The organism is Luteococcus sp. H101 (assembly GCF_038433155.1).
GTDB lineage: Bacteria > Actinomycetota > Actinomycetes > Propionibacteriales > Propionibacteriaceae > Luteococcus.
In genome coordinates this window covers 81,728-94,774 of the sequence record NZ_JBCDMW010000035.1, presented here as the reverse complement: position 1 = coordinate 94,774, position 13,047 = coordinate 81,728, and the positions used below count along the sequence as shown (strand labels likewise).

12 protein-coding genes and 1 rRNA gene are annotated in these 13,047 nt (G+C 68.8%); 4 read left to right on the top strand and 9 right to left on the bottom strand.

Annotated features, from left to right (window positions below; translation table 11 throughout):
* The first annotated feature begins 3 nt into the window (after window positions 1-3).
* A 5S ribosomal RNA gene (rrf, locus tag AAEX60_RS14545) occupies window positions 4-120 on the top strand.
* 130 nt (window positions 121-250) lie between these two features.
* Here rrf and AAEX60_RS14540 read toward each other — a convergent pair.
* The 3 genes from AAEX60_RS14540 to AAEX60_RS14530 are packed head-to-tail and all read right to left on the bottom strand — an operon-like array spanning window position 251 to window position 1,855.
* A complete protein-coding gene (locus tag AAEX60_RS14540) occupies window positions 251-682 on the bottom strand; it encodes a DUF6918 family protein (RefSeq protein WP_342104333.1) in 432 nt (143 codons plus the stop codon).
* A gap of 56 nt (window positions 683-738) precedes the next feature.
* Window positions 739-1,449: a HesA/MoeB/ThiF family protein gene (locus AAEX60_RS14535; protein WP_342104331.1), complete on the bottom strand. Its 711-nt coding sequence runs from the start codon at window positions 1,447-1,449 to the stop codon at window positions 739-741.
* Window positions 1,439-1,855: a molybdenum cofactor biosynthesis protein MoaE gene (locus tag AAEX60_RS14530; protein ID WP_342104329.1), complete on the bottom strand. Its 417-nt coding sequence runs from the start codon at window positions 1,853-1,855 to the stop codon at window positions 1,439-1,441. Before AAEX60_RS14530 ends, AAEX60_RS14535 begins: the two co-directional genes overlap by 11 nt.
* A gap of 58 nt (window positions 1,856-1,913) precedes the next feature.
* Between AAEX60_RS14530 and moaA the strand changes: the two genes are divergently transcribed.
* The 3 genes from moaA to AAEX60_RS14515 are packed head-to-tail and all read left to right on the top strand — an operon-like array spanning window position 1,914 to window position 3,690.
* Window positions 1,914-2,930, top strand: coding sequence for a GTP 3',8-cyclase MoaA (gene moaA / locus AAEX60_RS14525; RefSeq protein ID WP_342104327.1), 1,017 nt, complete (start codon window positions 1,914-1,916; stop codon window positions 2,928-2,930).
* A gap of 1 nt (window position 2,931) precedes the next feature.
* The gene (locus tag AAEX60_RS14520; RefSeq protein ID WP_342104325.1) at window positions 2,932-3,183 is read left to right on the top strand and encodes a MoaD/ThiS family protein; all 252 of its coding nucleotides are present in this window, start codon (window positions 2,932-2,934) and stop codon (window positions 3,181-3,183) included.
* A 9-nt stretch (window positions 3,184-3,192) separates the two neighbouring features.
* Entirely contained in the window at window positions 3,193-3,690 is a 498-nt protein-coding gene (locus AAEX60_RS14515; RefSeq protein ID WP_342104323.1) for a molybdopterin-binding protein, read from the top strand.
* A gap of 50 nt (window positions 3,691-3,740) precedes the next feature.
* Here the strand turns inward: AAEX60_RS14515 and AAEX60_RS14510 are convergent, their stop codons facing one another.
* The 6 genes from AAEX60_RS14510 to AAEX60_RS14485 are packed head-to-tail and all read right to left on the bottom strand — an operon-like array spanning window position 3,741 to window position 13,038.
* Complete coding sequence (locus tag AAEX60_RS14510) at window positions 3,741-4,973, bottom strand: molybdopterin molybdotransferase MoeA (RefSeq protein WP_342104321.1); 1,233 nt, start codon at window positions 4,971-4,973, stop codon at window positions 3,741-3,743.
* Window positions 4,970-6,175 carry an MFS transporter gene (locus AAEX60_RS14505; protein WP_342104319.1) on the bottom strand — a complete coding sequence of 402 codons (1,206 nt, stop codon included), beginning with the start codon at window positions 6,173-6,175 and terminating at the stop codon, window positions 4,970-4,972. Before AAEX60_RS14505 ends, AAEX60_RS14510 begins: the two co-directional genes overlap by 4 nt.
* Window positions 6,172-6,933, bottom strand: a complete 762-nt coding sequence (gene narI / locus AAEX60_RS14500) for a respiratory nitrate reductase subunit gamma (protein ID WP_342104317.1) — start codon at window positions 6,931-6,933, stop codon at window positions 6,172-6,174. The genes AAEX60_RS14505 and narI overlap by 4 nt, the downstream gene beginning before the upstream one ends.
* Window positions 6,930-7,664, bottom strand: a complete 735-nt coding sequence (gene narJ / locus AAEX60_RS14495) for a nitrate reductase molybdenum cofactor assembly chaperone (RefSeq protein ID WP_342104315.1) — start codon at window positions 7,662-7,664, stop codon at window positions 6,930-6,932. Before narJ ends, narI begins: the two co-directional genes overlap by 4 nt.
* Complete coding sequence (gene narH, locus AAEX60_RS14490) at window positions 7,661-9,322, bottom strand: nitrate reductase subunit beta (RefSeq protein WP_342104314.1); 1,662 nt, start codon at window positions 9,320-9,322, stop codon at window positions 7,661-7,663. Before narH ends, narJ begins: the two co-directional genes overlap by 4 nt.
* Window positions 9,322-13,038 carry a nitrate reductase subunit alpha gene (locus AAEX60_RS14485; protein WP_342104311.1) on the bottom strand — a complete coding sequence of 1,239 codons (3,717 nt, stop codon included), beginning with the start codon at window positions 13,036-13,038 and terminating at the stop codon, window positions 9,322-9,324. Before AAEX60_RS14485 ends, narH begins: the two co-directional genes overlap by 1 nt.
* Window positions 13,039-13,047 lie beyond the last annotated feature (9 nt).

Sequence of the window (13,047 nt, the reverse complement as noted above, 5' to 3'; positions counted from 1 at the left end):
TGTTTCGGTGGTCATGTCAAAAGGGAAACACCCGGTCCCATTCCGAACCCGGAAGTTAAGCCTTTTAGAGCCGATGGTACTGCAGGGGGGACCCTGTGGGAGACTAGGACACCGCCGGACTTACAAACACCCCTTTGGGTAACCAGCAATGGTCACCCAAAGGGGTGTTTTGCATGCCCTGACCAGGCCCGGCCTTCGGCTTCCCGGGCAAGGCACTGGGCGTGGCCCGGGGGAGTGGCCCCAGGGAGTCTCAGGAGACGAAGGGCGTCAGGGCAGCGGCCAGCCGGGGCAGGGCCTCTTCCACGTAACCCTTGGCCTTGCCACGGATTGGCTTGTAGAGCTTGGCGATCGCGGCATTGTCGGGGGAGGCTGCCTTCGCGTCGGCCACCGTCAGCAGGTCGTCGGCCACCTCACCGGACCGGCTGGCCAGGTAGGCGCCGAAGTCCTGGTCACCCTTGGCATTCCAGTACGGCTCCAGCGCCGCGGCGATGTCCGGCAGCATGGCATTGGTGCCCTTGACCACAATGCCATCCTTCATCTTCTTGGCGCTGGCGTAGGCGCCCTTGAGCGCCATGCCGCCTAGGCCGCCCTTGCCGGCCACCTCCTGGTCAATGACGGTGCTGATCGCCTGGACCACCTGGGGACGATTCGTAGGATTGAGCAGCGACTCGCTGAAGCTCATGATGTGCCTCTCGGTAGGGTGTACATCCTCCATTGTGACGGCATCGGGCAGGCAGGTCAGCTCTTGGGCCCGCGTGGTTGCAGGTCCACGAAGCGCACGTCAGCGGTGCGCAGGTCGACGATGGCCAACCGATCCAGCAGAGGGCGGCCCAGACCAGTGAGGATCTTCACGGTCTCGGCTGCCTGCCAAGCTCCCGCCAGGGCGGGAGTGGCACCCAGGATGTCCGGGGGAGCCGGCGCCTCCTCGCGATGGGTCACCACGTCCTCCCATTGGGTGTGTCCGGGGAGGAAGACGCTCAGCACGGCGCTCCAGCCGTCGATGGCGGCCCACACCCAGGGTACCCCGGCGGCGCGGCAGGCCGTGGAGATGGCGGCCCGGGAGGCCATCCGATCCGTGCAGTCCACCACCACGTCGTGCTCGGCCACCAGGGCCACGTCCTGGCCGGTCAGCCGGTGGTCCAGCGGCGTGATGGACAGACTGGGGGACAGGGCGCGCATCCGGGCGGTGGCCAGCTCCACCTTGGGGCGGCCCACATCAGCCGCGTTGAACAGGGTCTGCCGGTTCAGGTTGGAGGGGGCGACGACGTCGTCATCCATCAGGGTGATCCGGCCGATCCCTGCGGCCACCAGCGCGGGAATGGCGCCGGCCCCCAGGCCGCCGCAACCCACCACCAGCACCCGGGAGTCGGCCAGCCGCTGCTGACCGCCGTCGCCCAGGAGGGCCTGTTGGCGCAGCCAGGTCTCTTGGGTGGTGTGCTCAGCAGTCACCAAGACCCACCCATTCCGTGCTGCCGTCGTCGAAGACCTGGTTCTTCCACACCGGCACTCGCTCCTTGATCCGGTCCACCAGCGCAGAACACGCCGCGAAGGCCTCGGCCCGGTGGGCGCTGGCACAGGCGGCCACCAGGGCCACGTCACCGATCGTCAGGTCCCCGGTCCGGTGTTCGGCGAATGCGTTCACCCCGAACTCGGACTCCACCTCGGTCACGACGGCGGCCATCGCTGCCGCGGCATCCGGGTGCGCGCTGTAGGCAAGGGCGATGACGCCGCGGCCATGGTCATGGTTGCGGACCACGCCCTCGAAGAGCACACAGGCGCCCATCCGGGAATCCAGTACGGCCTCCCGGGCACGTCGGGGGTCCAGCGGATGGGGCAGCACAGCGGCATGGGGCATGCCGACAGGATACGCGGTGGCTACTGCTTTGCACGGACAAGGCCGTAGTATGTCGAGCATGACTTCTGGGCAGCTGGTGGACCGCTTCGGCCGCCGGGCGAGCGATCTGCGGCTGTCCGTCACCGACGTGTGCAATCTGCGGTGCACCTACTGCCTACCCGCCAGCGGCGTGACCTGGCTGCCGCGGGCCACCATTCTGGAGGGCGATGAGTTGGCCCGCCTGGCACACATTGGCATCAGCCAGCTGGGGATCACCAAGATCAGGCTGACCGGTGGCGAACCCCTCACCCGGCCCGACCTGAACGGGATCGTCGCGGCCATCCACGGGCAGCATCCCGCGGTGGAGATCGCGTTGACCACCAATGGCGTCGGCTTGGCCGAGCGTGCCGATGATCTTGCCCGGGCGGGGTTGACCAGGGTGAACGTCTCGCTGGACACGGTGCACGAGGACACCTTCCGGCGGCTCACCCGGCGCGACGGGCTGAGCCGGGTGCTCGCCGGGATCCGGGCCAGCGTCGCCGCCGGCCTGGGGCCGGTCAAGATCAACTCGGTGCTGCTCCAGGACGTGAACGACGGCGAACTACTGGACCTGTTGGGTTATTGCCTGGCCGAGGGAGCCGAGCTGCGCATCATCGAGCAGATGCCCATTGGCGCCACCCGGGACTGGGCCCGGGAGAACCTGATCAGCGCCGCGGACATCCGGGGCCGAATCGAGCAGCGCTACCAGCTGCGTTCCCTGCCCGGACGGGGGCCGGCCCCGGCCGAACGCTGGGAGGTGCTGGACGCCGGCCGGGTGCTCGGCACCGTCGGGATCGTCGCCTCGGTCACCGAACCCTTCTGCGCGGCCTGCGACCGCACCCGGATCAGCGCCGACGGACAGCTGCGCTCCTGCCTGTTCTCCCAGACCGAGACCGACCTGCGCACGCCCTTGCGTGCCGGTGCCAGCGACGAGGAGCTGGCCGGTTTGTGGGCCGACGCCATGTGGGCCAAGCCCCGCGCGCACGGCAGTGACGCCGGCGGCTTCGGCACCCACTTCATCCAACCTGCCCGACCCATGAATGCCATTGGAGGCTGAGATGCAGATTCGCTGGTTCGCCGGGGCCGCCGAGGCCGCGGGAGTGACGGAGGATGAGATGGCCGCCGACTGGCCAGACCAGAAGGACGGTGAGCAGACCGTGCGTGCGGTGCTCGCCGAGCTGCATCCCGGGGCCGAGCAGGTCCTGGGCCGGTGTTCCTTCCTGGCCGATGGCCGCTCCATACCCGGCGACGACCCGTGGCCGCAGACCGCCTGCGTGATCGACGTCCTGCCGCCCTTCACCGGCGGCTGAGGCAGGGGGATGACCACCATGGGCCAAAACCCCGCCGCACAGATCATCGTCGTCTCCGATCGTGCGCTCACCGACCCCGGGGAGAACCGCGCCGGCCCCGTGATCCAACTGGCGCTGGAGGCTGCCGGCTGTGAGGTGGCCAGCAGTATCGTCGCCAGCGACGCCGATTCCGTCGCCAAGGCCCTGCGCGCGGCCGTGGCCACCGCCCGCGTGGTGATAACCATTGGCGGGACCGGCATCCGCCCCGGGGATGTGGTCAGCGACCAGACCGCCGCGCTCGGGCTGCTGGAACTGCCCGGGATTGCGGAGGAGATCCGGCGTCGGGGAGCGGCCAAGACCGGCGTCGCGCTGCTCTCCCGCGCGCACGCCGGTCTGGTGGAGACGCCCGAAGGGCGGGTCTTCGTGCTCAATGCGCCCAGCTCGCGCGGGGGCGCCAGGGATGTGGCCGAGCTCCTCGCGGAACTGTTGCCGGACCTGCTCCGGGACCTGTCCGGCCGCCCGCGCTGAGCGGTGGGGAGGGCGGAGTTCAGACCTTCGGGATGGGCCCTCACGGCCGGTCAGCGGGTCAGCAGCACCTGGACGGGCGAGCCCGCAGCGACGTCGTCCGCAACGATGGCCAGACCGTCCGCCCGGTGCAGGGTCCCGATCCGGTGCGAGCCGTGCCCGCCGGGCGCCGGCAGCGCCAGACCGTCGCGGAGCATCACGTCCACCAGCCGGGTCCGGCCGGGGCGGGTGCCGAAATTCTCGCCCGCGCGGCAGGTCAGCAGCCGACGGGAGTCCGGGGTACCGGTCAGGGCATCCAGCACGGCCCGGACGAAGAGCTGCAGCCCGACGTGCACCGCCACCGGATTCCCGGGCAGGGCGATCATCGCGACCTCCCGGCCGGCCAGCAGCACATGACCCCAACCCTGCGGCTTGCCCGGGGTCATCGCCACACTGCCCAGCCGCAGCCGAGCCCGGGGGGAGTGGGCAGCCCATTCCTGCAGCACGTCGTGTGAGCCCACCGACACCCCGCCGGTGGTGACCACCAGGTCCGGCAGCTCGGTCAGCTCGTCGAGGATCCGGTCGATGGCCTGGTGATGGTCCCCGGCATGGCGGACGGTCAGCGGCTCGGCGCCCAGCTCCCGCAGGGTGGCGGCCACCAGCACGGAATTGGAGTCCGGGATCTGCGCCGGGCCCAGGGTGTGGCCCGGGTCCGACAGTTCGTCGCCAGTGGTGATCACCAGCACCCGGGGTCGACGCCGGACCGGAAGGGTGGTCAGACCGGTGGCGGCCGCGGCGGCCAGCTCGGTGGCGCCCAGCACGGTACCCGCGGTGAGCAGCAGGTCGTCGACGGCCACGTCCTCCCCGGCGGGGCGGATGTGGCAGCGCTCCTCCGAGCGCAGGATGGTCACCGAAGCGGGCACCGGCCCAGCGCCCGGGGCGGCGTCGGTGAGCTCCACCGGCACCACCACGTCACAGCCGTCGGGGATCCGGGCGCCGGTCATGATCCGCACCGCATGTCCGGGGGCGGGAGAGAACGGGGCGGCGCCAGCGGGCAGCTCACCGTCGACGGGAAGCACCATCGGCGTCGTTGCCAGGTCACTGCGGCGCAGGCAGAAGCCGTCCATCGCGGAGCAGTCGAAGGCCGGCACCGGGATGACGGCCCGGACATGGCCGGCCAGAAGCAGACCGTGGCAGCCGAGCAGCGGCTCGGACACCACGGGGAGAGGGGTGACGAGCCCGCCTACCCGGATGCGGTGGGCATCCAGAGAGACGGGCTCGTCGGCGGCGGGGGAGTACGCGCTCACGCCTCGCGCTTCTCCTTCAGCACGAAGGCCAGGGCAATCCCCAGCACCGCGGTGGCCACCAGCGCCCACAAGCCCTTGGCGTAGGAGTGGGTGGCGGCGTCATAGGTGGCGGCCATCACCAGCGGCGGGAAGTAGCCACCCAGGCCGCCGGCGGCGGCGACGGTGCCGGAGATGGCGCCCACCTTGTCCTTGGGCGAGACCCGCGGCACCCAGCCGAAGACCGAACCCTGACCCAGCCCGAGGCAGGCGGCCATGAACAGGAAGGTCAGGCCGGTCAGGGCGCCCTCCTTGGGCTGGGTGGAGGCGACGAAGGCCATGGCGGCGACGCCGGCCAGCGAGGCCAAGGTGACGATCTTGGGGCCGATCTTGTCCGCCAGCACACCACCGAAGGGGCGGGCCAGCACGGCGGCGATCACGAAGGTGCCCATCCGGTTGGCGGCGGCCACCGTGTCCAGGTGCGGGTAGACGGTGGTCAGGTACTTGGTGAGGAAGGTGGAAAAGGCCACGAATCCACCGAAGACGATGGCGTAGAGGAAGCACATTTCCCAGGTGATGGCCAACTTGAGCGCGGCCGTGATCCGCGGCACCAGCGGCTGGTGCTGCGGCTCCCAGGCGGGGGACTCCTTCATGGTGAACCAAACCAGGGCGGCCACGGCGACGACGATCCCCGCGATCACGTAGTGGGCGGTGGCATAGCCCAGCGCCTTGACCAGGCGAGGGGTGACGAAGGCCGCGACGGCCGTGCCGATCATGCCCATCCCGAAGACACCATTGGCGAAGCCGCGCTTCTCCGCGGCATACCAAGCGCTGGAGAAGGGGATGCCGACGGCGAAGATGGTGCCGGCAATGCCCAAGTAGAAGCCGGCGGCGATCAGCAGCGGGTAGTTCTTCATCTGGCCCGCGACGGAGACCAGCACCACAGCCGGGGCCGAGAGCAGCAGGATGGCGGTGAACATCTTGCGGCCGCCCAAGCGGTCGGTCAGCGCGCCCACCAGGATGCGGCCCAGCGAGCCGACGATCACCGGGGTGGCCAGGATCATGGCGATCTGGCCCTCCTTCAGGCCCATCGAGGTGGCATAGGTCTTCTGCATGGGGGCAATGGACATCCAGGCCCAGAAGCCGGTGCAGGAGGCCAGGGTGGCCAGGATGACCTGACCCAGTTGGCCGCGCAGCTGCGGGGCCGGGGAAGTGGTGGTGCTCATCGACGAGTCTTTCTGTCAGGGGTACCGATGGGGTCCCAGCCGCGTCGGCCGCCGGTGCCCTGGCTGGACGGCGTCGCGACGCCGTCCCGGCTGCGGTAGACGATGTAGGGCCGGAAGAGGTAGTGCAGGGGTGCGGTGAAGGCGTGCACCAGCCGGGTGAAGGGCCAGATGGCAAAGAGCAGCAGGGCCGCCAGGACGTGCAGGTGGAAGGGCAGGGTGGCCTTGGTCATGGCCTCGACATCGGGCTGGAAGGTGAACAGCGAGCGGAACCACGGGGAGACGGTCTCCCGGTAGTTGTGCTCGGTGCCGTCCGGGGCGTGCGCGCCGAACAACGTCGCGCAGGTTCCCAAGATGATCGCCGCCGCCAGGAAGACGTACATCGCCTTGTCATTGGTGGTGGTGGCGTTGAAGACCTCGCCGGTGGTGCGGCGACGCCAGATGAGCATCACCAGGCCAATGATGGTGGCGGCCGCGGCCACCAGGCCGCCGCCCATGGCCAACAGGTGGTAGTTGTGCTGGCTGAAGCCGATCGCGTCGGTCCAGGACTTGGGGATCACCAGGCCCATGAAGTGCCCCGCCGCCACGGCCAGGATGCCGAAGTGGAACAGGGGAGAGGCGATCTTGAGCAGCGTGCTCTCGTACAGCTGCGAGCTGCGGGTGGTCCAGCCGAACTGGTCATTCTGGTAGCGCCAGATGGTGCCGCCGATCAGCAGCGTGACGCAGGCATAGGGGAGCATGCCCCACAGGAAGGTGTTCACTGCTTCTTCTCCTTGGAACGGCCAGTGAGACGGGAGATCAGGGAGGGCCGGGGGGCCTCGACAGGCTCGGCCGCCGGGGTGGGAATGGCATCCGGGGTGGCCGTGGGCATGCCGAGGAAGTCCCCGCCATAGCCCTCCAGGCCCACCTGCTCGACGGGCATCGCCGCGTCCACCATGGCCTGCACCTCGGCCCGGGTGCTGGGGGAGCGGCCCGGCAGCGTCGAGCACAGGGCCTGCAGGATCCCGGCCTGGGGCAGGTCGTCGCGCTCCAGTTGCATCCGCAAGAGCTCCAGGCTGGGGCGGTAGCGGGTCAGCAACTCGGTGCCGCGCTGCGGGTCACCCAGCGCCGCGAATTCCAGCACCAGCGGCAGATGGTCCGGCAGCTCGCCGCCAAGATCCACCAACAGCCCCGAATCCCGGTAGACCTGCTTGATCCCGGCCAGCACCTCGCCCCGGCGGCGGGTGTCGCCGTCGGTCCAGTAGCTCAGGTGCAGGGCATGCCGACGGGAGATGTCGAACTCCTGCACGTGGAAGCTCTGGGACTCGGTCAGGCTCTGCGACTCCAGATGGCCGAAGGTGGCGGCAAAGGCGGGCGCGAAGGGCGTCTCCGCGATGGCCGCGCGCAACACGGGCAACCGGCCGAGGAGTTCCTCGTCGGGATAGCTGAGCAGCAGGGAGGCCACCTGATAGCAGATCTGGCTGGAATCCAGGTTGGTGACCGCGCTGGTCATGGACGCGGTTCCTGTTCGACGCGGGACCAGTCGACGCCACTGCGATCAACCCCGGGCAGGCCGTCAGCCGACGGCATCAGCGGCGGGGGAGCGGCGTCGGCCTCAGCGGCCGCCTGGCGCGCCTTGATCGACTGGTAGGTCTCGATCGCCACCGGCACCGGCCCACGCGAGGAGGAGCCGAAGGGACCCTCCTCGTTCATTCCGGGGCCCCCGTCGAAGTCCAGGCTGCAACCCATCTCCTCCAGGTTGTGTGCCTGTTCGATGTGCGCCTTGGGGATCACGTAGCGCTCGTCGTACTTGGCAATCGCCAGCAGCCGGTACATCTGCTCCATCGCCTCCGGTGTGAGCCCGACGGCGGCGGCCAGCTCGACGTCGCGTTCCCGGTGCAGGGTGACGCCGCGCATGTAGGAACGCATCGCGGCCAGTTTCTGCAGCACGTCGGTGATGATCCGGGTGTCCCCGGCGGTGAACAGCTCGGCCAGGTATTCCACCGGGATCCGCAGCGCGTCGATCGCACCGAACAGGTTGCCGGCGGCCTCGGCGTCGTGCCCCTGCTCCCGCAGCAGGTCCACCACCGGCGACAGCGGCGGGATGTACCAGACCATCGGCATGGTGCGGTACTCCGGGTGAAGCGGCAGCGCCACCTTGAAGTGCTTGATCAGGGCGTAGACCGGGGACTTCTGGGCCGCGGTGAGCCAGTCCGACGGGATGCCGGACTTGCGCGCCTCGGCCAGCACCTGCGGGTCGTGCGGGTCCAGCATCACGTCCAGCTGGGCCTGGTAGAGGTCCTTGTCATTCTCGGTGGCGGCCGCCCGGGTCACGGCATCCGCGTCGTACAGGATGATGCCGATGTAGCGCAGCCGGCCGACGCAGGTCTCGGAGCAGACCGTCGGGATGCCGGCTTCCAGCCGCGGGTAGCAGAAGGTGCACTTCTCGGCCTTGCCGGAGCGGTGGTTGAAGTAGATCTTCTTGTACGGGCAGCCGGTGATGCACTGCCGCCAGCCGCGGCAGCGGTCCTGGTCCACCAGCACGATCCCATCCTCGGAGCGCTTGTAGATCGCGCCCGAGGGGCAGGAGGCCATGCAGGAGGGGTTCAGGCAGTGCTCGCAGATCCGGGGCAGGAAGAACATGAAGCTCTTCTCGTACTCGAACTTGATCTTGTCCGAGGCCTCCTGCTGCAGCTTCTGCACGATCGGGTCGTCGGCCTGGGCGGTGCCGCCCAGCGAGTCGTCCCAGTTGGCTGAATAGGTGATCTTGGTGTCCTTGCCGGTGATCAGGCTCTTCGGCCGGGCCACCGGGAAGTCGTCGCCCAGCGGGGCATTGGTCAGCGTCTCGTAGTCATAGGTCCACGGCTCGTAGTAGTCCTCCAGCCCCGGCTGCACCGGAGAGGCGAAGATGCTGAGCAGCTTCTTGAACCGGCCACCGGACTTCAGCTTCAGCCCACCCGACGGGGTGCGCACCCAACCGCCCTGCCACTTCTCCTGGTCCTCATAGCGACGCGGATAGCCCTGCCCGGGACGGGTCTCCACATTGTTGAACCAGACGTACTCGGTGCCGGCCCGGTTGGTCCATGCCTGCTTGCAGGTGACCGAACAGGTGTGGCAGCCGATGCACTTGTCCAGGTTCATCACCATCGCAACCTGTGCCATGACTCGCATCAGTACTGAACCTCCTGGGAGCGCTTGCGGATGGTGGAGATGATGTCTCGGTTGACGCCGGTGGGGCCGACGTAGTTGAAGGCATAGGCCTGGTGGGCGTAGCCACCGATCAGGTGGGTCGGCTTGAGCAGGATCCGGGTGACGGAGTTGTGGATGCCGCCACGGCGGCCCGTCGCCTCCGACTTGGGGACGTCGATGGTGCGTTCCTGGGCATGCTGGACGTAGGCGATCCCGTCCGGCAGCTTGTGGGTGACCACCGCGCGGGCGACGAAGACGCCGTTGGCATTGGTGCACTCCACCCAGTCGTTGTCCTTGACGTCGATCGCGGCCGCGTCGTTGACACTCAGCCAGGCCTGGGGTCCGCCCCGGCCCAGGGAGAGCATGAACAGGTTGTCCTGGTACTCGGAGTGGATGGACCACTTGTTGTGCACCGTCAGGTAGCGCAGCGTGATCGCCTTCTCCCCCCGGGCGCCGATCTCCGGCTCGCCGTAGGCGCGGGCCATGTTCAGCGGCGGGCGGTAGATGGGCAGCTGCTCGCCGGCGTCGATCATCCAGTCGTGGTCCAGGAAGAAGTGCATCCGGCCACTCAGTGTGTGCCACGGCTTGAGCCGCTCGGTGTTGATAGTGAAGGCGGCGTAGCGCCGCCCGCCGGTCTCGGAGCCGGACCATTCCGGGGAGGTGATCACCGGCTGCGGCGCCTGCTGGGTCTGGACATAGCTGATGATCTTCTCCTCCGAGCCCTCGGAGAGGTCGGCCAGCTTCACCCCGGTGCGCTTCTCCAGGGTCTTGAAGCCCTGGGTGGCCAGCTCACCATTCGTCGTGCCGGAGAAGGTCAGGATGGCCTCGGCCAGCCGCTCGTCGGTGTCGATCGCGGGGCGGCCCGCGGCCGGTCCGGAATCGAAGACGCCGTGCAGCTTCGCCAGCCTGTCCACCGCGTGTTGCACGTCGAAGGTGACGGCCTTGGTGGTGAAGCCCAGCCGGTCGGCCAGCGGGCCAACCGAGAGCAGCTTGTCCGCGATCGCGGTGTAGTCCCGCTCCACCATCATCAGGTTGGGCAGGTTCTTGCCCGGGATGGCCGGCAGGTCGGTGTCCTTCCAGTCCGGCACGTGGCCGCCGGGCTGGGCCAGCTCGCCCGGGGTGTCGTGCTGCATCGGCACGGCGACCAGGTCCTTGCGGACGCCCAGGTGCTTGGCGGCCAGCTTGCTGATCGCCTCGGCCAGCCGACGGAAGGTGATGAAGTCGCTGGCCGCCTCCCACGGCGGGTCGATCGCCGGGGTGAAGGCGTGCACATAGGGGTGCATGTCGGTCGAGGAGATGTCGTACTTCTCGTACCAGGTGGCGGCCGGGAAGACGATGTCGGACAGCAGCGTCGACGAGGTCATCCGGAAGTCGCTGGTGATCAACAGGTCCAGCTTGCCCTGCGGCGCCTCGTCGTGGAAGGTCACCGTCTTGGGGCGGTGCTCCAGCCCGTCGCCGTGCCCGTTCTCCATCACATTGTTGTGGGTGCCCAACAGGTGCTTGAGGAAGTACTCCTCACCCTTGGCGGAGCTGCCGAACAGGTTGGAGCGCCACAGGATCAGGTTGCGGGGCCAGTTCTGGGGCGCGTCGACGTCCTCGATCGCGCTCTTCAGTCGGCCCTCCTTCAGCTCCCGGGCCACCCATTCCTGCACGCTGGCGGCCTCGCCTGCGTCCACCGCAGCCTGGGCCTGGTCCGCCAGGTCCAGCGGATTGCGGTCGAACTGCGGGTAGAAGGGCATCCAGCCCAGCCGGTTGGCGGTGGCCATCGCGTCGGCGGCGTGCATCCCGTCGAGGGCGCCGGTGCTCAGTGGGGAGGTGATCGCGTCGGCGCTGAAGCCGTCGGTGCGCCACTGGTCCGTGTGCATGTACCAGTAGCCGGTGCCGATCATGGTGCGCGGGGGGCGGCTCCAATCCAGGGCATTGGCCATGTTGAACCAGCCGGTCATCGGACGGCACTTCTCCTGCCCGACGTAGTGTGCCCAGCCGCCGCCATTGCGGCCGATGCAGCCGGTGAGCATCAGCAGCGCCATGATCGCCCGGTAGGTGACGTCGGCGTGGTACCAGTGGCAGATGCCGGCGCCGATGATGATCATGGTGCGGCCCTGGGACTCCTCCGAGTTCTGGGCGAACTCGCGGGCAATCCGGATGCAGGCTTCGGCCGGCACGCTGGTGATCTCCGCCTGCCAGGCCGGGGTGTAGGGGGTGTTGACGTCGTCGTAGCCGGCCGCCCACTGGCCCGGCAGCCCGTCGCGGCCAACGCCGTACTGGGCCAGCATCAGGTCCAGCACCGTGCAGTAGCGCTCGCCATTGATGGTCCGGGTGGGCACGCCGCGGGTGATGATGGAGCCCTCGCCGCGCGGGTCCTCGAAGCAGGGGAGCACGATCTCGACGTCCTCATGGCCGTCGACCTCCAGCATGCTGAGCGCCGGGTCCAGTCCATCCAGCTTCAGGTTCCAGTTGCCCTCGTCGTCCTTGTTGTGCCGGAAGCCCATCGAGCCCTTGGGGACGGCGGGGGCGCCGGTGGCCTTGTCCCAGATCACCGTCTTGAAGTGGGCGTCGGACTGCCAGGACTGCTCCGGCAGGTCCGCGGCCACCAGGAACTTCGAGGCGGTCAGGCCGTGGCCGTCGGGGTGGTCGGTCAGCCGGACCAGCATGGTCAGGTCCGTGTACTGCTTCACGTAGTCGGTGAAGAAGGGCACCTGCCGGTCGACGTAGTTCTCCTTGAGGATCACGTGGCCCATGCTCATCGCCAGGGCGGCGTCGGTGCCGGCCTGGGCGGGCAGCCACTCGTCGGCGAACTTCACGTTGTCGGCATAGTCGGGCGCGACGGTGACCACCTTGGTGCCGCGGTAGCGCACCTCGGCCATCCAGTGCGCGTCCGGGGTGCGGGTCAGCGGGACATTGGAGCCCCACATCATCAGGTAGGTGGAATCCCACCAGTCGCCGGACTCCGGCACGTCGGTCTGGTCACCGAAGACCTGCGGGCTGGCCACCGGCAGGTCGGCATACCAGTCGTAGAAGGAGGTCATGGCGCCACCCAGCAGGTGGGTGAAGCGGGTGCCGATGGCGTGGCTGACCTGGCTCATCGCCGGGATCGGGCTGAAGGAGACCAGCCGGTCCGGGCCGTAGTTCTTGATGGTGTTGACATAGCTGGCGGCGCTGATCTCCAGCGCCTCCTCCCAGCTGATCCGCACCAGACCGCCCTTGCCGCGGCCGCTCTGGTAGCGGCGACGCTTCTGGGGGTCGGTGCTGACCTCGCGGAAGGCCTCCACGGGATCGCCCAGCCGCTGCCGGGCCTCGCGGTACATCTCCACCAGCGAGGCGCGGGCATAGGGGTAGCGCACCCGGGTTGGGGAGTAGGTGTACCAGCTGAAGGCGGCGCCGCGGGGGCAGCCGCGCGGCTCGTACTCCGGGCGATCGGCGCCGGTGGTGGGGTAGTCGGTCTGCTGCGACTCCCAGGTGATGATGCCGTCCTTGACGTAGACCTTCCAGGAGCAGGAGCCGGTGCAGTTCACGCCATGGGTGGAGCGCACCACCTTGTCATGGCTCCACCGGTCGCGGTAGAAGACGTCGCCCTTGCGGCCACCCTCGCGGAAGACGGCGCGGCCGTCGTCGGTCTCGTCCCATTTGGTGAAGAAGCGGCCGAACTTCAGCAGGGCGTTGGAGGCTGCCCCGTCGGTGCGCGCAGTGTCAGTCATGCACAGAAT